Origin of the sequence: Caulobacter vibrioides (assembly GCF_002858865.1) — a bacterium.
Taxonomy (GTDB): domain Bacteria; phylum Pseudomonadota; class Alphaproteobacteria; order Caulobacterales; family Caulobacteraceae; genus Caulobacter; species Caulobacter vibrioides.
Genome location: NZ_PJRR01000009.1, coordinates 119,770 through 137,941, shown reverse-complemented (window position 1 = coordinate 137,941; position 18,172 = coordinate 119,770). Strand labels below are relative to the sequence as shown.

Annotated in this window: 19 protein-coding genes and 1 tRNA gene; 12 read left to right on the top strand and 8 right to left on the bottom strand. The window is 67.1% G+C overall.

The features are described from left to right. Nucleotides 1-6: 6 nt before the first annotated feature. Nucleotides 7-1,551, top strand: coding sequence for a globin-coupled sensor protein (locus tag CVUC_RS05925; RefSeq protein WP_164468154.1), 1,545 nt, complete (start codon nt 7-9; stop codon nt 1,549-1,551). A 43-nt stretch (nt 1,552-1,594) separates the two neighbouring features. Here CVUC_RS05925 and CVUC_RS05920 read toward each other — a convergent pair whose 3' ends face one another. Beyond that, a complete protein-coding gene (locus CVUC_RS05920; RefSeq protein WP_096033708.1) occupies nt 1,595-2,647 on the bottom strand; it encodes a LacI family DNA-binding transcriptional regulator in 1,053 nt (350 codons plus the stop codon). A gap of 166 nt (nt 2,648-2,813) precedes the next feature. Between CVUC_RS05920 and CVUC_RS05915 the strand changes: the two genes are divergently transcribed. The 3 genes from CVUC_RS05915 (at nt 2,814) to CVUC_RS05905 (ending at nt 5,960) form a co-directional block, all read left to right on the top strand. Then, the gene (locus tag CVUC_RS05915; RefSeq protein WP_010920174.1) at nt 2,814-4,070 is read left to right on the top strand and encodes an MFS transporter; all 1,257 of its coding nucleotides are present in this window, start codon (nt 2,814-2,816) and stop codon (nt 4,068-4,070) included. A 26-nt stretch (nt 4,071-4,096) separates the two neighbouring features. Beyond that, the gene (locus CVUC_RS05910) at nt 4,097-4,903 is read left to right on the top strand and encodes a TrmH family RNA methyltransferase (RefSeq protein WP_096033707.1); all 807 of its coding nucleotides are present in this window, start codon (nt 4,097-4,099) and stop codon (nt 4,901-4,903) included. 61 nt (nt 4,904-4,964) lie between these two features. Then, complete coding sequence (locus CVUC_RS05905) at nt 4,965-5,960, top strand: alpha/beta hydrolase (RefSeq protein WP_164468153.1); 996 nt, start codon at nt 4,965-4,967, stop codon at nt 5,958-5,960. Here CVUC_RS05905 and CVUC_RS05900 read toward each other — a convergent pair. After that, on the bottom strand, nt 5,957-6,676 hold the full coding sequence (locus tag CVUC_RS05900) for a helix-turn-helix transcriptional regulator (protein ID WP_012640466.1): 720 nt from the start codon (nt 6,674-6,676) through the stop codon (nt 5,957-5,959). The two genes, CVUC_RS05905 and CVUC_RS05900, sit on opposite strands and share 4 nt — an antisense overlap. A gap of 92 nt (nt 6,677-6,768) precedes the next feature. Here CVUC_RS05900 and CVUC_RS05895 point away from each other — a divergent pair, with 92 nt between their 5' ends. The 3 genes from CVUC_RS05895 to CVUC_RS05885 all read left to right on the top strand — a co-directional run bounded on the left by CVUC_RS05895 (nt 6,769) and on the right by CVUC_RS05885 (nt 8,768). Continuing rightward, nucleotides 6,769-7,497: a glutathione S-transferase family protein gene (locus CVUC_RS05895; RefSeq protein ID WP_096033706.1), complete on the top strand. Its 729-nt coding sequence runs from the start codon at nt 6,769-6,771 to the stop codon at nt 7,495-7,497. A gap of 171 nt (nt 7,498-7,668) precedes the next feature. Then, entirely contained in the window at nt 7,669-7,998 is a 330-nt protein-coding gene (locus CVUC_RS05890; protein ID WP_096033705.1) for a hypothetical protein, read from the top strand. Nucleotides 7,999-8,105: 107 nt separating this feature from the next. After that, nucleotides 8,106-8,768 (top strand): glutathione S-transferase family protein, encoded by a 663-nt coding sequence (locus tag CVUC_RS05885; RefSeq protein ID WP_010920168.1) that lies wholly within the window; start codon nt 8,106-8,108, stop codon nt 8,766-8,768. Between the two features lie 39 nt (nt 8,769-8,807). Here CVUC_RS05885 and CVUC_RS05880 read toward each other — a convergent pair whose 3' ends face one another. The 6 genes from CVUC_RS05880 to CVUC_RS05855 form a co-directional block, all read right to left on the bottom strand. After that, entirely contained in the window at nt 8,808-9,149 is a 342-nt protein-coding gene (locus CVUC_RS05880; RefSeq protein WP_024265791.1) for a hypothetical protein, read from the bottom strand. A 39-nt stretch (nt 9,150-9,188) separates the two neighbouring features. Next, nucleotides 9,189-9,626, bottom strand: coding sequence for a nuclear transport factor 2 family protein (locus tag CVUC_RS05875; protein WP_096033704.1), 438 nt, complete (start codon nt 9,624-9,626; stop codon nt 9,189-9,191). Between the two features lie 27 nt (nt 9,627-9,653). Next, on the bottom strand, nt 9,654-10,040 hold the full coding sequence (locus CVUC_RS05870) for a nuclear transport factor 2 family protein (RefSeq protein ID WP_096033703.1): 387 nt from the start codon (nt 10,038-10,040) through the stop codon (nt 9,654-9,656). A gap of 9 nt (nt 10,041-10,049) precedes the next feature. After that, complete coding sequence (locus tag CVUC_RS05865) at nt 10,050-10,829, bottom strand: SDR family oxidoreductase (RefSeq protein ID WP_096033702.1); 780 nt, start codon at nt 10,827-10,829, stop codon at nt 10,050-10,052. Between the two features lie 190 nt (nt 10,830-11,019). Next, nucleotides 11,020-11,094: transfer RNA gene (locus CVUC_RS05860), tRNA-Val, on the bottom strand. A 46-nt stretch (nt 11,095-11,140) separates the two neighbouring features. After that, complete coding sequence (locus CVUC_RS05855; RefSeq protein WP_096033696.1) at nt 11,141-11,854, bottom strand: phosphoglycolate phosphatase; 714 nt, start codon at nt 11,852-11,854, stop codon at nt 11,141-11,143. Nucleotides 11,855-11,923: 69 nt separating this feature from the next. On the opposite strand from CVUC_RS05855, the gene glmU reads away from it, so the two are divergent. From glmU to CVUC_RS05830, 5 genes are all read left to right on the top strand, one after another. Continuing rightward, the gene (gene glmU / locus CVUC_RS05850; RefSeq protein ID WP_096033695.1) at nt 11,924-13,312 is read left to right on the top strand and encodes a bifunctional UDP-N-acetylglucosamine diphosphorylase/glucosamine-1-phosphate N-acetyltransferase GlmU; all 1,389 of its coding nucleotides are present in this window, start codon (nt 11,924-11,926) and stop codon (nt 13,310-13,312) included. Beyond that, a complete protein-coding gene (rpiA, locus tag CVUC_RS05845) occupies nt 13,309-13,992 on the top strand; it encodes a ribose-5-phosphate isomerase RpiA (RefSeq protein WP_010920162.1) in 684 nt (227 codons plus the stop codon). The genes glmU and rpiA overlap by 4 nt, the downstream gene beginning before the upstream one ends. Before the next feature lie 42 nt (nt 13,993-14,034). Beyond that, on the top strand, nt 14,035-15,435 hold the full coding sequence (gene gor, locus CVUC_RS05840; protein ID WP_096034787.1) for a glutathione-disulfide reductase: 1,401 nt from the start codon (nt 14,035-14,037) through the stop codon (nt 15,433-15,435). Then, nucleotides 15,432-16,655 (top strand): O-antigen ligase family protein, encoded by a 1,224-nt coding sequence (locus tag CVUC_RS05835; protein WP_010920160.1) that lies wholly within the window; start codon nt 15,432-15,434, stop codon nt 16,653-16,655. Before gor ends, CVUC_RS05835 begins: the two co-directional genes overlap by 4 nt. Before the next feature lie 113 nt (nt 16,656-16,768). After that, a complete protein-coding gene (locus tag CVUC_RS05830; RefSeq protein ID WP_010920159.1) occupies nt 16,769-18,148 on the top strand; it encodes a class II 3-deoxy-7-phosphoheptulonate synthase in 1,380 nt (459 codons plus the stop codon). Nucleotides 18,149-18,172: the final 24 nt, after the last annotated feature.

Below are 18,172 nucleotides of genomic sequence, written 5' to 3'. Positions count from 1 at the left end.
CCTGGCATGAGCGCCAACGCCAAGCTTGATCAGCGCATGGCCTTCATGCGTTTTGACGAGCGGTCTCGCGCCCATCTGCGAGCGATCAAGCCCGTCATTGACGCCGAGATCGGGGCCGCTCTGGGCAAGTTCTACAGCCAGGTGCGGTTGTTCCCCGACACGCGCGTGAAGTTCCGCGACGACGGCCACATGGCCGGCGCCGAACGCGCCCAGGCGGCGCACTGGCGCCGCATCGCTGAGGCCGGCTACGGCGAAGGCTACGTCCGCGACGTCGAGCGCATCGGCCGCTCCCATGCCGACGCCGACATTGCGCCGCAATGGTATATCGGCGGCTACGCGGTTGTGGTCGAGGAAGTGATGCGAGCCCTTGTGGCCAAGCGGGCCAAGGGGCTGTTCAACAGCGCCAAGTCGGACGCCGAACTGGCCGACGGGCTGTCGGCGCTGATCAAGGCCGCATTCCTCGACATGGATCTGTCGGTCTCCACCTACATCGATGTTCTGCTGGAGGAGCGCGAGGCCCTTGAGCGTGAACGCGAGGAAGCCGAGCATCGCCAGGCTGCGGCGGTCAAGGCTGTGGGGGAGGCGCTGGCCCGCCTGGCCGCAGGCGATCTTTCGGCGCGGGTCGAGGGCGATCTGTCGCCGGAGTTTTACGGCCTGAAGGCTGACTTCGAGCAGGCCACCTCCGCCCTGACCGAAGCCATGAGCGCCGTTGAGCGCGCTGCTGGCGGTATCCGCGCCGGGGCGGACGGTATCGCCCATAGCGCCGAGGATTTGTCGCAGCGCACCGAGCAGCAAGCCGCAACGCTTGAGCAGACCGCAGCGGCGGTGGAGGAGCTGACCAGCGCTGTGGGCAAGACCGCCCGCGGCGCGCGCGAAGTCTCCTCACGGGTCAGCGAGGCCTCCGCAGAGGTCGAACGTTCCGGCGATATCGTCACGCGTGCCGCCGAGGCCATGACGAAGATCGAGGCTCAGTCGCAGCAGGTGAACCAGATCCTGGGCATGATCGACGAAATCGCCTTCCAGACCAACCTGCTGGCCCTGAACGCCGGGGTCGAGGCTGCGCGCGCTGGCGACTCGGGCAAGGGCTTCGCGGTGGTCGCTCAGGAAGTGCGGGCCCTGGCCCAGCGCTCGGCGCAAGCCGCGAGCGATATCAAGTCTCTGATCACCCAGAGCAGCCGTCAGGTCAGCGAGGGCGTGGACCTGGTCGGCCAGACGGGCGAAGCGCTTCGTGGCATCCACGAGAAGGTCGGCGGCATCGACGAACTGGTGAACGCCATCGCGGCGTCCGCCAGCGAACAGGCCACGGCCCTCGGCCAAGTGAACGCCGCCGTGACTCAGCTCGACCAGGTGACCCAGCGCAACGCCGCCATGGTTTCGCAATCGACCGACGCCACCCACGCGCTCCGCGTCGAGGCGGCCGATCTGTCGAACCGCGTCGGGGCTTTCCGCCTGGGGGCTCGGTCACAGCCGACCCATCAGGAACAGCCCGCCGAGAATCCCGTACACGCCGCCCGCGCGCGCGTCGCCGCCTTCGCCCGGCCCGGGCGCTGATCCGCAAGGCCACTCGGCGTTTGACTGAGGCTTGGCGGTCGCCCTAGCGAGGCGGCGGCGCCGTCGAGGCGCGGTGGATCAGCGTGAAGGGCAGCAGTTCGTCCACAGGGCGCTCTGTGGAGGCGCCGCCCCGCGAGCGTTCGATCAGCAGCTTTGCGGCGACCGAAGACATCTCGGCGACGGGTTGGCGCACGGTGGTGAGCTGAGGTCGGCTGAACCGGGAGCTGGGACTGTCGTCGAAGCCGGCGACTGAGACATCGCCTGGCGTCATCAGGCCCGCGTCCGCGATCGCGGCGATGGCGCCCAGCGCCATATCGTCATTGCTGGCGAAGATGGCGGTGGGGCGCTCTGGCAGCGCCAGCAGCGCCTTCGCCTGTTCCAGGCCGGACTGGAACGTGAAGTCGCCTTGCCTGACCCAGAATTCGGGAACGGAAAGGCCCTTCGCGCGCATCGCCTCCAGATAGCCGTCGCGCCGCGCCTGGCTGGCGCCATAGCGCGGTTCGCCGACGATGAAGCCGATGCGTTTATGGCCCAGGCCGATCAGGTGATCGGTCATCTCGCGGGCGGCGGCGACGTCATCCATATGGACGCGCGGACCCAGACCCTCCGCCCGTTCCGGGCCGACGCGGACATAGGGCGTGCCCGCCCGGTCGAGGAGCTCCAGCACCACGGCGTTGTCGGAGGAGGGCGGGGTGAGGATCACACCGTCTGGCTTCAGGGCGGCCAGCAACGCGGCGACCTCCTGACGGACCTGAGGCCCCTCGTGGTCGATCAGTTCGATCAACAGGTGATAGCCCGCGTCACGACAGACCAGGGTGGCGCCCAGCTGAATACGGCTGAGATAGTCGGCGCCGCGTTCGCTCTGCCAGTGGTCGATCGTCAGCGCAGCGTCGACAAAGACGGCGATGACAAAGGATCGGGACCCGGCAAGGCTGCGCGCCGAGAGATTGGGGCTGTATCCCAGCTCGCTGGCGGCGGCGAGCACGCGTTCACGCATGACGGGCCGGACGTTCGGCTCGTTGTTCATCACGCGCGAAACAGTCTTGATCGAGACGCCCGCCTTCGCGGCGACGTCGTAGATCGTCACCGAACTCATTCGTTGGCCCCGACTTCCTTGAGACTCATGCCCATCGCAGACAGCCTAGTGCGTCTAGGCGGAGGAAGGAAACTCCTCGATTGAAAGCGCTGCCAGCCCTTGTGTCGCGGCGTTTGGCTCGCCAGTGTGGGGGTGAACGCGACGATAGATCGCGCGGGGAGGTGAGATGCGGCCTGATGATGTGGCGCGGCCCAAGGAGCCGGTGCGCGCGAATTTCATCGCCGCGTACACCCTCGCGCAGATCGCGGCCTTCGTATCCTTCCAGCCATTGCTGCAGGTCCTTCTGCCCCTGAAGGCTGAAGCCATCGATCCGGCCGGCAAGGCGATCGTTCTGGCGCAGGTGGCGTTCTATGGGGCCATTGCGGCGAGCATCGCCAACCTGCTGGCCGGGGCGATCAGCGACCGCACCACCTCGCGCTTCGGGCGGCGTCGCCCTTGGATGGTGGTGGGCGCGCTGGCGGCCTCCCTGGCCTATCTGGCGATCATGCACGCCAAGACGCCGGCTGCGCTGATCGGTGGCGTCATTCTGTTCCAGCTGGCGTTCAACCTCTGTTTCTCGGCGCTGATGGCGGTGATGCCCGACCGGGTTCCGGACACCCAGAAGGGTATGGTCGCGGCCTTTTTGAGCCTGGGAAACCCCATCGGCACCGCGATCGGCGCGGTGGTGGTCGGTGGGCTGCTCGTCACCGAAAGTTATCGGTACGCGGCGATCTCCGCAGCTTTGCTGCTGGGGTTGGCCCCCTTCGTGATCCGGCTTCGCGATCCGCCGCTGCCCAAGAGCGCCGTACCGCCGTTCAACCTTCGGGCCTTTGTGGCGGGTCTCTGGGTCAGTCCTCGAAAGCACCCGGACTTCGCCTTCGCCTGGCTGGGGCGCTTTCTGGTGCTGGTCGCCTTCAGTCTGGTGCAGAGCTACATGCTCTACTTCCTGAAGGACGAGGTCGACTATCCGCATCTGTTCCCCGGCCGCCGGGCCGAGGAAGGGCTGGCGATCCTGGCGGCGGTGTCGACCGTCTTCAACGTGATCTGCGCCATGCTGGGCGGCGTGCTGTCCGACCGCCTGCGTCGCCGCAAACTCTTCGCGTTTGGGGCCGCCCTCACGGTCGCGCTGTCGCTGATCGTGTTTTCGATGTCCCCCGGCTGGCCGCTGCTTGTGGTCGCGTTCATCGTCTATGGCTGCGGCGTCGGATGTTTCTCGGCGGTCGACATCGCCCTGGTGACCCAGGTGCTGCCGTCGCAACGCGACGCGGGCAAGGATCTTGGCGTCATCAACCTCGCCAACACGCTGCCGCAGGCCTTGGCGCCGGCGCTGGCGGTGTGGAGCCTTGGACCCACGCACGGCGACTTCAAGATGTTCTTCCTGGTGGCCAGCGCCCTCGCGCTGGCTGGCGGACTGGCGATCCTGCCGATACGAGGGGTGCGCTGACTTTCGCCGCGCCTCAAGAGTTCGCCTTGCCTCGGTTTCACCTCGTCTCGGATCCGGATGATCCGGTTGTCGCGCCCTTTCGGGCGATCAAGGAGCGCGATCTCGTCGGCCGCGAGGGCTTGTTCATCGCCGAGGGCGAGACGGTGCTGCGGGCCTTCACGCGGGACGCGCCCCAGAGGGTGGTGTCGCTGCTGATCGATCCCAAGCGGCGTGAGAAGCTGGCGGATGTCTTCGCGGGCCTGCCCGAGTCCACCCCCATCTATCTGGCGGAGCAGGGGGTCCTGGACGCGATCGCCGGCTTCCACCTGCACCGGGGAATCCTGGCGGTGGGCCGCAAGCCGCCGGCGGTCGCCGCCCGCGACCTTCTTGCGAGCTTGCCGGCGCGGGCGATGGTGCTGGTCCTTTGCGGCATCGCCAACCACGACAACATGGGCGGCATCTATCGAAACGCCGCAGCGTTTGGGGCGGATGCGATCGTCCTCGACGCCGATTGCTGTGATCCGCTCTACCGAAAGGCTATCCGGGTCTCGGTGGGCGCGGTGTTGTCCGTCCCGACCGCACGGCTTTCGCGGGACGAGTCGATCGCGGATCTGCTGGACGCCACCGGCTTCGAGGGGCTGGCGTTGAGCCCCTCTGCCGACGAGATCCTCGCCACGCTCAAGCCCGCGGCCCGAACCGCTGTGCTGCTGGGGACCGAAGGACCTGGTCTTTCGCCGGACGTCATGGCGCGCGCGCGTCGGATCGGCATTCCGATGGCCAACGGCTTCGACTCGCTGAACGTGGCCACCACCAGCGGGATCGTTTTGCATCACTTGCGGTTTCTTGGGGGTTAGCAAACCGGTTTCCCAAGGCGCCGCGTCGGTCTTAGAGTCGCGCCAAGACAGCGGACAGGTCGTGGATTTCATGATGAATCGGCGCGGCGCCTTGAGCGCCTTTGTTTCGGGCGTCCTCGGACTCTGGTCGGCGGGCGAAGCGAGGGCAGAAAAGATGGCGAAACCGGAGATCTCGCCGCCGGACCCGACCGAGACCATGCTGCTTTGGCCGAACGGCGCACCGGGCGGCGACGGCGTCGACGTCGAGGAGAAGATCCTCGAGCGAGGCGATCCGAAGGGCTTGCGAGATAGGGCCCAGGTTCACACCCGGGTTCCGAAACTGGTGGTGTTTAGACCCAAGACGCCAAATGGCGCGGCAGTGATGCTGATCCCCGGGGGCGGCTACGAGCGCGTCGTTCTGGACAAGGAAGGCTATGAGACGGCGCGGTGGCTCTCCGCGCGTGGCTACACCTGTTTCGTCCTGTTTTATCGCCTGCCGGGCGACGGCTGGGCCGCGGGAGGGGATACGCCGCTGCAGGACGCCCAGCGCGCGATCCGCCTGATCCGCGCCCGGGCCGCCGCCATGGCGTTTTCGGCCGACCGCGTGGCTGTGATGGGCTTTTCGGCGGGTGGGCATCTGGCCGCCAACCTTACGACCCGGTTCGACGTTGCAACCTACACGCCGTTTGACGCGGCGGACGGGCTGCCGGCCAAGCCCAATCTGTCGGCGCTGATCTACCCCGTGATCACGCTTGATCCCGCGTTCGCGCACGGCGGGTCCCGCAAGCAACTGCTAGCCCGGCAGGACACGCCCGAGCGGGTGGCCGCGTTGTCCCTTGAAAAGCAAGTGCGTGAGGGGCTGTCTCCCGTGTTCCAGCTTCATGCCGCGGACGACAAGGCTGTGCCGGTTGAGAACTCTCTCCTGATGTTCTCCGCGCTGAAGGCCCAGGGCGTGCCCACGGAGATGCACATTTTCGAAGAGGGCGGCCACGGATTTGGCCTGCGGTTCATCTCGGGCAAGCCGGTGGCGGCCTGGCCGGGCCTGTTCGAGGCTTTCGCCAAGCGTCACGGGCTTTAGCACTCAGCCCTTTCGCGCGCCTCCCAGGCGGCGATCTCGGCGTCACGGAAGCGCAGCCATTCGGCCCGCAGCACGGCGGGGCGCTTGCCGTGACGCTCGTCCATGAACTCCGCGCCGACGACACGGTCGGTGCGGAAGGTGCGGAATGCGCCCCGAAGCTCGCACCAGGCGATAATCATCCGGATCGTCTCGCGGTAGCCGACCGTCACAGGCCAGATCACACGATCGCTGATCGCGCCGGCCTCGTCGCTGTAGTTCAGGCGGATCTTGCGGCCGGCGTGGATCCACGCGCGGACCTGGGCGACATCAATCTTGTCCGTTTGCGGCTTCCACGCCGGCGCGGCGGCGGCGGCCGGTTCCAGCACGTAGGGACGCAAGCGATCGGGCACGGCGGCGGCGATCTTGCTGATCAGATCCCGCGCGGCCTTGGCCAGAACCGGATCGCCTCGGCCGGCCACCCACTGCGCCCCGAGCACCGCCGCCTCGATCTCGTCGGGCGTCAGCATCAGCGGGGGCATGTCGAATCCCGCATCGAGCACATAGCCGACCCCGGCCTCTCCGCGAATGGGGGCGCGCTGACCCACCAGGGCGGCGATGTCGCGATAGACGCTGCGCTTGGAGGTCTCCAATTCGGCGGCGATGGCGTCGGCGGTGACCGGCGCGCGGCTGCGGCGCAGGATCTGGATGATCTGGAAAAGGCGTTCGGCGCGTCTCATGGCTTCACTATCCAGGATCGTTGCTGACAGCATGCTGGCAGGAGGCTGGCGGTAGCAAGTCGTCATCGCGACATTCGAGATGGAGGGGGACGATGATCACGCTGTACGCCACGGGAGCCGGCTTTGGATTGCCAGAGATCAGCCCGTACGTGACCAAGACCGAGGTCCAGCTGATGATGGCGGGCCTGGACTACCGGAAGACAAACGGCAGCCGCGACACCGCGCCGAAAGGGCAGTTGCCCTGGATCGAGGACGCCGCCCAGGCGATCGCGGATTCGACCTTCATCCGCGTACACATCGAGCGGAAGTACGACGTCGACCTTGATTTCGGCCTGACCGGTCGGGAGCGGGCTCAGGCCTGGGCGATCGAGCGCATGATTGAGAACCAGCTCGGTTGGGTGTCGACCTATTTCCGCTTTCTGGAGCCCGCAAACTTTGAAAGGGGACCTGCGCGGGCGTTCGATCAGGCGCCGGGCCACCTGCGTGACGAGCTTCGGCAGGGATTGAGAGAGGCGGTCGCGGCCAATATCCGCGCGGTCGGCGTCGGGCGTCACCTGCGGGAGGAGGTCGCCTGGCTGGGCGGCCTGTCGCTCAGAGCCTTGGACGAACTCCTGGAGGACAAGGCTTACCTGATGCGGGATGCTTATCCCGTCGGCGTGGATGCGACCGCGTTCGCCATGCTGGCGGCGATCATGACCCCGTTCTTCGACTCGCCGCTGCGCCGTCAGGCCGAGCGCTATCCGCGTCTGGTGGCCTATGTCGGTCGAATGATGGAGCGCTTCTATCCAGCGCATCCCTGGGGCCTGCGCCAAGCGGCCTAGCTGCCGAAGCCGCGAGAGTTGCTTACTCTGGCTCTGGGGAAGGGCGAAAACGCTATCTGACGTTGTTTTTCGATCAGTGTTACGCCCCGCGATAATTCGTCGCACAAATCAAGGCCTTGCGGTCGGCGCCCCGCGCATGCTGACTTCGACGGAAGGAATCAGGGGGTTGAGATGTCGGATAAGCTGGCGCCGGCGAGCGTTGAAATGGTGTTGAGGGCGATCTCTGCGGAGATGTCGCTGGCCGCCGTCGCCTGCGGGCATCTGGACGTGGCGCTGGGCAAGATCCTCGAGGTCGTGCCGGACGAGCACCGCCTCTCGGTCATGCAGGAACTACATACGGTCGATTTGCTGGCGCAGCACATCACGGCTTTGACCGACTTCACCGGCAACCTGTCCCAGCAACACGGGCAGGGCGTTCTTGAAGTGAACGACTCCCTGAACGCCATCACCCTGGGCGATGTCGCCGCCCGGCTGCGCGCGGCGATCCAGGGCGAGGACTGATCGCCGACCTCCCTGGAGGCAGGCAGGGGCATCTGTCTTCCTTCGGAGCTGGCGCTTGTCGGATTTCCGTTCGTCTGCTCGTCCTTGGGTGTCAGTAGCCCCGGAGGGTGGACATGCGTCCCGTCATCACCGCGTTCAAGGCCTCTCCCGATCGCGGCCGTGGGCTGGCCCGCGACATGGCGGTGCGCTGGGCGCTGGAGGAGATCGGTCTGGACTATGACGTCCAGCTCCTGACCTTCGAAGAGCTGAAGGCCTCCGCGCACAGGGCGCTACAGCCGTTCGGCCAGATCCCGACCTTTCAAGCCGATGGCGTCGCCCTCTTTGAGTCCGGCGCCATCGTCCTGCATATCGCGGAGCAGGGGCCCGGTCTCCTGCCGGTGGAAGCGGCGGCCAGGGCGCGCGCGATCGCTTGGATGTTCGCGGCCCTGAGTACGGTTGAGCCGCCCATCGTTGAGCGTTCCATGGCGATCCTCCTGGAAAGGGAAGAGCCCTGGTTTACGGCTCGCCAAGCGCTTCTGGATCGACGGGTCCGTGGTCGGCTTGCTGAGCTATCCGCGCGGCTGGGAGATCGGGAGTGGCTCGAGGGCGACTTCAGCGCCGGCGACCTGATGATGGTCGCCGTGCTCCGTCGACTGAAGGGCGCAGATCTGTTGGAGGGCGAACCAAGGCTCGACGCCTATGTCGCGCGCGGCGAAGCTCGGCCCGCATTTCAGCGCGCCTTTGCGGCGCAGTTCGCGGTCTTTGAGGCCTCAGAGGGCGTTGCCCCCTAGATCACCGTCCTGATGTGGAAGGCTGCAGCGGGCGGACCTCTAAACTGCGTCGATCGGCAGTTTCAGATAGCGGACGCCATTGGCTTCCGGCTCCGGCAACCGCCCGGCGCGAATATTGACCTGGACCGAGGGCAGGATCAGGCGCGGCATGCCCAGTGTGGCGTCGCGCGCCTGACGCTGACGCACGAACGCGTCCTGCTCGACGCCCTCGCGGACATGGATGTTGGCGGACTTCTGCTCGCCGACGGTCGTCTCCCAGTGCACCTCCGTGCGACCGGGCGCCAGGTAGTCGTGGCGCAGGAACATCCTGGTTTCGTCCGGCAGCGCCAGCAGGCGGCGCACGGAGGCGAACAGGGTGGCGGTGCTGACCGGCGGTCTCACGGGGCAAGCCAGTCGGGATCTGACGGCCGATCCGCCAGGCTAGGCCGATGTCGCTGCGGCGCGATCGAGCAAGGCTTCGACCTGCGGCGTGAACGGCTTGCCGGCCTTCTGGTCGGCGAGCACGCCCAGGTCGACATAGTCCCGCCACGCGGCGATCTGGTCGCCCCGGAACTCCAGAACACCCGCATAGGGCAGGGCCATGCGCTTGCCGTCAGCGGTGCGATACTCGTCGACGCCTTCCAGGAACAGTCGGTCGCCCGTCTCGGCGTGGGCGAAGATCCGCCACTGGATGTCGTGCATGTCGGCCTGCAGTTTCCGCAGCAGCTTTTCAGCCGCCGCCTTGCCCCGCACCGGCGGCAGGCTCGGCGCGGCGTAGTGCCAGACGATGTCATCGGTCATGTGCGAAAGCACCGTCTCGATATCGTGGGCCTGCCAAGCGGCGATCACCCGCGAGAGAATGGGAAAAAGTCGGGACATGAGCGCCTTGGTGTTACGAGAGATGAACTAGCGGGTCGCCGCGACTAGCTGGGCGGTCTTGGCGGAGTCGAGGTATTCGTCGAGGCGCGTTATCTTGCCGTTCTCGACTCGGACGACGACACAGGCGTCCATAGCCCATCGTTCCCCGTTCGGCAGGGTGGCCTCCAGGACATGCTGCTGAACGAAGCCGTCAGGCAGGGGCGCGATGCGCTGCACCCGATAGGTCCGATCGGGCAGGGTCCTGACGAACCAGGCCAGCGACTTCAGGTTCTGGTCGACGGTCTGTTCGATGTGATCGATGTTGTGCCAGATCTTGGCGTCGGGGGCGTAGAAGGCCCGAACGGCCTCGGCGTCGCCGGCCTGGATGGCCGCGACGAAGCGCTGGGCGAAGGCCACGTAGTCGATCTGAGACAAGAGCCTCTCCTAACGGCCGGTGCTGACGCGGTCGCTGGTCAGCGCACGCCGCATGGCCAGTTCCAGGCCCTTGGGGTCGCGGGCCAGATGGGCGCGGACGTCGATGGCCATGAAGTCTGTGTCGACCTCGTCCGCCTCGCGCTTCAGCGCCTTCAGGCCGGCCTGGGCGATGGTGGCCGGCGCCTCCTTGAAGCCCTCGACATGGCTGGCCATGCGGGTGTCGACCGAGCCGACATTCAGCGCCAGCACGTGGGTGTTCTGGGGCGCCAGTTCGGCGCGCAGGCAGGTGGTCATGGCGCGCGCGGCGAATTTCGAAGGACTGTAGCCGCCCATGCTGGGCACGGCGACGAGGCCGCCGGCCGACAGCACGTTGACGATCGCGCTCCGCGGCGCCCTGGCCAGGATAGGCGCGAAGGCTCGGCTCATCGCCAGCGGGCCAAAATAGTTGACCTCCATCTCCTGGCGGGCGGCGCTCATGTCCTGTGCGCCCATCAGGGTCTGCATGGTGAAAGCGCCCGCGTTATTGACGAGGATCGTCACGTCCGGGCACTGCGCGGCCGCCGCTGAAATTGTCTCCGCGTCGCTGACGTCAAGCCGCAGGGCCGTCACCCGGTCCGGGGCCTCGGCGACGAGGTGCGCGGCGCTGGCCGGGTCGCGGGCGCCGACATAGACCTTCGTCGCGCCGGCCGCGAGGAAGGCGCGCACAAAGGCCTCGCCAATTCCGCGATTGCCGCCGGTGACCAGGATGATGCTGTCCTTGATGTCCATGGGCGCCGTCTCCTCCCTCATGAAGCCCGACGAGCGACCGGGCTCTTCGTCCCTGTTCGCTGGCGGTCTAGCGGAAGCCTAGCACCACGGTCTTGTTATGCAAGTAACTGGGGCCGTCGTGTGCGGCGCGCAAGGCCGCGCGGCGACTGAAGCGCAACCGCCAAAGGCGCGGTTTCCCGAGGCCTAAAGTCTGCACAAAAGAAGAGGAGAATGGTGGATGCGACAGGGATTGAACCTGTGACCCCCTCGGTGTGAACGAGGTGCTCTCCCGCTGAGCTACGCATCCGCCGTGTGGAGGGCCCCGGAGGGACCGATCCGCGAGAGGACGGGGGCTATAGCCCGGTGTTCGGCGCGGGGCAAGAGGTCAAAAGCGTGATGCAGGCCTCGGGCACGTCCAAAAAGCTGTGGATGACCAGATCCGCGCCCAGGGTCTCGACCGGATCCTCGGTGTAGCCGAACGAGACCAGCACGCCCGGGACGCCCGCGTTGCGGGCCCCGAGCGCGTCATTGATGCTGTCGCCGATCATCACGGCGCGGCTCACGTCTCCGCCCACGGCCGCGACGGCGGCGGCGACGTGGCGGCCGTCCGGCTTGGCGGCGGGCGCCAGATCAGCGCCGATCACCGCTTCGAAGAACGGCGAAAGCGCCACGGCGTCGAGCAGCGCGGTCGACAGGTTGGTGAGCTTGTTGGTGCAGACCACAAGCTTGGCCCCGGCCGCCTTGAGGTCGCTCAGGACCTCGACCACGCCGGGGAAGGGCGCGCTCTCGTCGGCTATGCGGGCAAGGTAGACGTCGATGAACCGCTGGACGAGGGCGGGCGCCTGCTCGGCGTCGAGCGGCGCGCCGGCGGCGGCGAAGCCACGCTCCAAGAGGGCCCGCGCGCCTCGGCCCACCATCAGGCGCACATCGTCGAAGGGCAGCGGCGGCAGCGCCTCCTGGGCCAGGATGATGTTCAGCGCGCCCACCAGGTCGGGCGCGGTGTCGACGAGGGTGCCGTCCAGGTCGAAGGCGATGGTCGCCCCGTTCAGGTCATGAAGCGTGCTCATGGGTCTGGCCTTTCGGCCAATTGCACGGCTAATGCAACTTTGGTTCGCCTCCAGGGAGTCGCCGGGACCATGACCGAGTCCGTTTCCAAGCCCGTTCGTCCGCGCGCCGCCGTGATCCTGGCCGCCGGGCAGGGCACGCGGATGAAGTCGCCGACGCCCAAGGTGTTGCACCGACTGGCCGGCCGCACCTTGCTGGACCACGCCATCGACGCGGCCGAGGGGCTGGGCTGCGAGCGCATCATCGTCGTGGTGGGCGCCCACAGCCCGCAGGTCGGTGAGAGCGCTCGCAAGCGTCTGGGCCCCGACGCCACCGTGATCCAGGATCCGCCGCTGGGCACCGGACATGCGGTTCTGGCGGCTAAGGACGCCCTGGCGGACTTCCATGGCGACGTCGTCGTCACCTACGCCGACTGCCCGCTGACGACTGCTCCGGTGATCGCGCCGCTGTTCGACCTGATCACCAACGGCGCCCACGTGGCAGTGCTGGGCTTTGAGGCGCAGAACCCGACCGGCTATGGCCGCCTCATCCTGGCGCCGGGTCATGTGCTGCTGCGCATCGTCGAGGAAAAGGAAGCTGATCTGGCGACCAAGCAGGTCAAGCACTGCAATTCCGGCGTGCTGGCCGCTGACCGCGCGGTTTTGTTCGACCTGCTGGCCAATGTCCGCAACGACAACGCCAAGGGCGAGTACTATCTGACCGACGTGGTGGGCCTGGCGCATGAGCGTCACCTGTCGACGCGCGCGGCCTTCGCCCCTGAAGCGTCGGTGCAGGGCGTCAACGCCCAGGCCGAGCTCGCCGCCGCCGAGGCCGTCTGGCAGCAGAACCGTCGCAAGGCGCTGATGGTCGACGGGGTCACCATGCCCGCCCCGGACACCGTCCATCTGGCCTGGGACACCCAGATCGCCGGCGGCGCGGTGGTCGAACCGTTCGTGGTGTTTGGACCCGGCGTCAGCGTCGCCAGCGGCGCGGTCATCAAGGCCTTCAGCCATTTGGAGGGCGCGGTGGTCGGCGAGGGGGCCCTGATCGGTCCCTATGCGCGCCTGCGGCCCGGCGCCGAGATCGGTGCGGAGGCGCACATCGGCAACTTCGTCGAGGTCAAGAAGGTCAAGGTCGGCGCGGGCGCCAAGGCCAACCATCTCAGCTATCTCGGCGACGGCTCGGTCGGCGAGAAGGCCAATATCGGCGCCGGCACGATCTTCTGTAACTACGACGGCTTCGAGAAGTTCGAGACCCACGTCGGCAAGGGCGCGTTCATCGGCTCCAACAGCGCCCTGGTCGCGCCCGTGCGGGTGGGCGACGGCGCGATGACCGGCTCGGGCTCGGTGATCACCAAGGACGTCGAGGACGGGGCGCTGGCTCTGTCGCGCGCCGACCAGACCAGCAAGGCCGGTTGGGCCACCAAGTTCCGGGCGATCAAGCAGGCCCAGAAGGACAAGAAGAAGGACAAGAAGGCATGAGCGCCGACGACCAGAAGCGCATTTCGGGCGAAGCCGCCGCCGAGCTTGTCGAGAACGGCATGGTGGTCGGCCTGGGCACCGGCTCCACGGCCGCCTGGTTCGTCAAGGCGCTGGCCGCGCGCGGCCTGAAAGACATTCGCGGCGTGCCGACCTCGGACGCCACCGCCGCCCTGGCCCGCGAGCTGGGCATTCCGCTGGCGGCGCTGGACGATGTGAAGACCGTCGACCTGACCGTGGACGGCGCCGACGAGATCGGTCCGGGCCTGTCGCTGATCAAGGGCGGCGGCGCGGCGCTGCTGCGCGAGAAGCTGGTCTGGGAAGCGTCGACCCGCTGTGTCGTCATCGCTGACGCGGCCAAGCGCGTGCCGGCCCTGGGCAAGTTCCCGCTGCCGATCGAGGTGGTGCGCTTTGGTCACGTCCACACCGGCTATCGTCTCGCCGACATCGCCGCCGAGTTCGACCTGCCGCCCCCGCGCCTGCGTACGGCCGAGCGTGGCATGGTGGTCACCGACGGCGGCAACCTGATCTACGACATGGCCTCGGGCAAGATCGAGGATCCCACGGCGCTGGCTGCGGCGCTGAAGAGCGTGACCGGCGTTGTCGACCACGGCCTGTTCCTTGACCTCGCCGATGAGGCCCTGGTGGGCACGGACGAGGGCGTGGTGCGCCTGCAGCCCTGACGTCCTACATAAGCCGACCCGTTTCGCTTCCGGAGGCCGATGATGGCTGACTACGACTTTGATCTCTTCGTCATCGGCGCGGGCTCCGGCGGCGTGCGGGCCGCGCGTCTCGCGGCGCTGAGCGGCGCCAAGGTGGCCGTGGCCGAGGAGTATCGGGTCGGCGGCACGTGCGTGGTGCGCGGCTGCGTGCCCAAGAAGTTCATGGTCTACGCCAGCGAGGTCACCAGCCAGCTGAAGACGGCCAAGGGCTATGGCTGGACGATCGACGACGCCCGCTTCGACTGGAAGACCTTCCTGCACGAAAAGGACGTCGAGATCGCGCGTCTGTCGGGCATCTACGTCACCAATCTCCAGAAGGCCGGCGCGCACCTGCTGCACGGTCGCGCCCAGATCGTCGACGCCCACACCGTGGAAGTCCTGCCCAAGGACGGCAGCGACGATGCGGGGACCTACACGGCCCGCAAGATCCTGGTGGCTACCGGCGGGCGGCCCGTGCGTCCCGATTTCCCCGGCGCGGAGCTAGGCATCACCTCGGACGAGGCGTTCCATCTGCCGACCCTGCCCAAGAGCGTCTTGGTCGTGGGCGGTGGCTATATCGCCGTCGAGTTCGCGGGCATCTATGCGGGCCTCGGCGTCCAGACGACGCTGCTCTATCGCGGGGCCAACATCCTGCGCGGCTTCGACGACGACGTGCGGATGCACCTGGCCGACGAGCTGGAAAAGCGCGGGATCAAGGTGGTTCTAGGCTGCTCGCACAAGAGCATCGAGAAGATGGAAGACGGCCGGCTGCTGAGCACGCTCAGCAACGACCTGACCTTCGAGACCGAGGCGGTGATGTTCGCCACCGGTCGCGAGCCCTACGTCCAGGGCCTGGGCCTGGAGAAGGCCGGCGTGAAGCTGAACGACAAGGGCGCGATCGCGGTCGACAAGTACTCCAAGACCAATGTCGAGAGCATTTGGGCGGTTGGCGATGTCACCGACCGGATCAACCTGACGCCGGTGGCGATCCGCGAGGGCGCGGCCTTCGCCCAGACCGAGTTCTACGGCAACCCGACGACCTTTGATCATGACCTGGTCGCCTCGGCGGTGTTCTCCCAGCCGCCGGTCGGCGCTGTGGGCATGAGTGAGGCCGAGGCCCGCCAGGCGTTCGGCAAGGTCGACATCTATCGCTCGATCTTCCGACCGATGAAGGTCACCTTCTATGGCGGCCAGGAGCGGTGCCTGATCAAGCTGGTGGTCAAGCAGGATGATGAGCGCATTCTCGGCGTCCATGTGGTCGGTCCCGACTCGCCCGAGATCATCCAGATGGCCGCGATCGCCGTGAAGATGGGCGTGACCAAGCCGCAGTGGGATTCCACTTGCGCCGTCCACCCGACCCTGGCTGAGGAACTGGTCACCATGCGGGAGAAGTACGTTCCGGCTGAAGTCGGCGGAGCGGGATGATCCAAGCGACCGTTCCGGAGCCCCGGACCCGGTGGCTGGGCGCGCTCGCCGTCTTCGCGATGGTGATGACGCCGCTCGTCGGCTACCTGATCCCGCTCTGGTATGCGGCGGTGCTGAGCCTGGTCGGTCTTCTGGCCGCGCCGACCCTGGTGCGCTCCAGAGCGCCGCTCTTGCCGATGCTGGCGCTCGTGATTCTTGTCGGATGGGCGCTCATCAGCCTGAATTGGAGTCCCGCCGCGCCGCATCTGGCCGACCTCAAGCGCGACAAGGACGTCGAGAAGTTCACCGCCTTGAAGCTGGTCCTCCAGTTGGCGCTCTATGGCGCGGCGGTCGCGGCTCTCGCGCAGATGTCTCACCGCTCGGCCCGTCTGGCGGGCAGGGTGATGCTGGTCGGCGTGGCCTTCCTAGGCTTGATCACCTTTGCCGATGGCGTGCTCAAGGCGGCGATCTATCAGGTCCTGCACAATCTGACCGAGGAGCCGATCCGCCCGGACCTGGCGATGGTCAAGGTGTCCATGGCGACCTATCCGGCGATCCTGCTGTTCTGGCCGTGCGTCCGAATCCTTGACGCCTGGAACTTTCGAGGACGCAATATTGCGATCGCCCTGATCGCCGTGTGCATCGTGGCGGGCGCGCATCTCACCGGCGCCGACGCGCCAATAGCGGCGCTGATCCTCGGCGGCGTCGCCTGGCTGGGAACGCGGGTCATCGGCAAACCGTTCGTGCGCGGGCTGATTCCGGCCGTGTCGGCGCTCTTCATCTTCGCGCCGATGGTCGTGCTTTGGGGCGTACGCTCTGGTCTGTTCGCCTGGCTGTACATGATCGCGCCGGCCTCTTGGGATCATCGCCTCAATATCTGGGCGTTCACCGGCAATTTGATTGTCGAGCACGCCCTTCGTGGCTGGGGCATCGACGCCAGCCGGACCTTCGGACCCGCCATCCCGCTGCACACCCACAACGCCGCCCTGCAGCTCTGGCTGGAGTTGGGAGCCTTGGGAGCGGCGATGGCGGCGGCGTTCTTTGCTTGGGTCCTTTACCGTATCGTCGGCTGGACGGGCGAAAGTCGGCGCGACGGCGCGATGGCGGCGGCGGTGACCGTTTCCTATCTGGTGATCGGCGGGTTGAGCTTCGGCGTCTGGCAGGAGTGGTGGCTCGCGCTTGGCGCGCTGGCCGCGATCGCTTGCGGCGTGGCGCAAAAATCCAGCGCGCTCAGGGCCTAGCGCGACAACGAATGTTCGCGTTGGAGGAGCTCAAGGGCCTCTTGCCGCATGATTTTGCCTTTTCCTTCCATTTGCGGTATCTACCGCGCCCTTTGTAGTAATCGAGCCTCGACATGACCGCCCGTTGGACCCCCGCCGCCTGGAGAGCCAAGCCCGCCAAGCATTTGCCCACCGACTATCCGGACATGGGCGCTGTGGAGCGGGTCGAGCAAACCCTTCGCCAGATGCCGCCGCTGGTGTTCGCCGGTGAGGCGCGCCGGCTGAAGAGCCAGTTGGGCGAGGTGGCTGAGGGCCGGGCGTTCCTGCTGCAAGGCGGCGACTGCGCCGAGAGCTTCAAGGAGTTCCACGCGGACAACATCCGCGACACCTTCCGCCTGATCCTGCAGATGGCGGTGGTCCTGACCTTCGCCGGCGGCAAGCCGGTGGTGAAGGTGGGCCGGATCGCCGGCCAGTTCGCCAAGCCCCGGTCGGAGCCGATCGAGGTCCAGGGCGATGTGACCCTGCCGTCCTATCGCGGCGACATCATCAATGGCATGGACTTCAACGAGGCCGAGCGGGTTCCCGACCCCGACCGCCTGCTGAAGGCCTATGGCCAGTCGGCCGCGACGCTGAACCTGCTGCGCGCCTTCGCCAGTGGTGGCTACGCCGACCTCTACAACATCCACCGCTGGACCCTGGGCTTCGTCGGCGACAGCCCGCAGGGCGCGCGTTATCGCGAACTGTCGGAGAAGATCAGCGAGGCCCTGACCTTCATGTCGGCCGTGGGCGTCACGCCCGACACCCAGCCCGACCTGCGCCGCGTTGAGTTCTTCACCAGCCACGAGGCCCTGCTGCTGGGCTTCGAGGAAGCCATGACCCGCGTCGATAGCACCTCGGGCGACTGGTACGACACCAGCGCCCACCTGCTGTGGATCGGCGAGCGCACTCGCCAGCTGGACGGCGCCCATGTCGAGTTCATGCGCGGCGTGAAGAATCCGATCGGCCTGAAGTGCGGTCCGACCATGGAGGGCGACGACCTTCTGCGGCTGATCGATGTTCTGAACCCGCACAACGAGCCGGGCCGCCTGACCCTTTATGGTCGCTTCGGCTCAGACAAGATCGCCGACCGCCTGCCGCGCCTGATGAAGGCGACCAAGTCGGCGGGGCGTTCGGTCGTCTGGGCCACCGATCCGATGCACGGCAACACGCTGAAGGCCTCGACCGGCTACAAGACCCGTCCGTTCGACCGAATCCTGTCCGAGGTGAAGAGCTTTGTGGAGATCGCCCAGGCCGAAGGCGTCCACCCTGGCGGCGTACACCTGGAGATGACGGGGCAGAATGTCACCGAGTGCCTGGGCGGCGCCCGCGCGGTGTCGGAGACGGACCTGGCCGACCGCTACCACACCCACTGCGATCCCCGCCTGAATGGCGAGCAGGCGCTGGAGTTGGCCTTCCTCGTGGCTGAGAAGCTGAAGGCGGCCCGCGACGACCAGCGCCGTCTGGCCGCAGGCTGAGACACGTCCTCGGCGGGCGCGCAG